This is a genomic window from Mitsuaria sp. WAJ17, from assembly GCF_014174515.1.
Taxonomy (GTDB): domain Bacteria; phylum Pseudomonadota; class Gammaproteobacteria; order Burkholderiales; family Burkholderiaceae_C; genus Roseateles_B.
In genome coordinates, this window is the sequence record NZ_JACJUG010000098.1 from 1 (window position 1) to 693 (window position 693).

General features: G+C 78.6%; 1 protein-coding gene. It reads right to left on the reverse strand.

The genetic code is table 11. The features are described from left to right. The coding region (locus H5407_RS23535) for a hypothetical protein (protein WP_220800767.1) at positions 1–693 on the reverse strand (693 nt) is incomplete at both ends.

Sequence of the window (693 nt, forward strand, 5' to 3'; positions counted from 1 at the left end):
GGCAGCTCGGGCCACAGGTGCTCCGTGGCCGCGCCAGCCGGCGCCAGCACCAGGCCCGCATCGCAAGCCTGCAGCAGCGCGGGCAGCAGCTCGGGCGCCAGCGTGCCCAGGCCCCGGCAGCTGTCGGGCCAGGGCTCGTCGGCCGTCCCCAGGTCGCCCAGGACCAGGAATCGCCAGTCGGGGCGCAGGCGGGAGAGGGTCGCGAGCCAGTGCCGGTCCAGGGCCTGCCCGGCCCGGGCGATCAGCAGCAGGCGGGGGCCCGGCTCCGACCCCAGCAGCTCGCGCACCTCGCGGGCCTCGTAGCTGGCGGCATGCGGCGGACGCAGGGCGCAGGCCGGCAGCTCCAGGGGCAGGTGCAGCACCGGCGCGGGGCCTGCGGACCAGCGCAGCGCCTGCCGCGGGGCCTCGCACAGCAGCAGCGCCGCTTGCAGGGGCTGCCCGGGGCGCCCTTCCGGCAGGGCCTGGGCATCCGGCTGAAACACCAGGGCCTCGCCAGGCAGGGCCCAGCGGTGCGGGCGCCAGGCCAGGGGCCAGCGCATCAGCCAGGTCAGCGTGCCGCCCTCGGGGCCGGGTCCCAGGGCCTCGCGCAGCAGGGTCGGGTCTTGCCCTGGCGTGGCCCAGCCCTGAGTGGCGCCGGGCGCGTGCGGCACCAGCAGCTCCAGGGCGGGGCCCATGCGGTACCGGCGCAGCTGC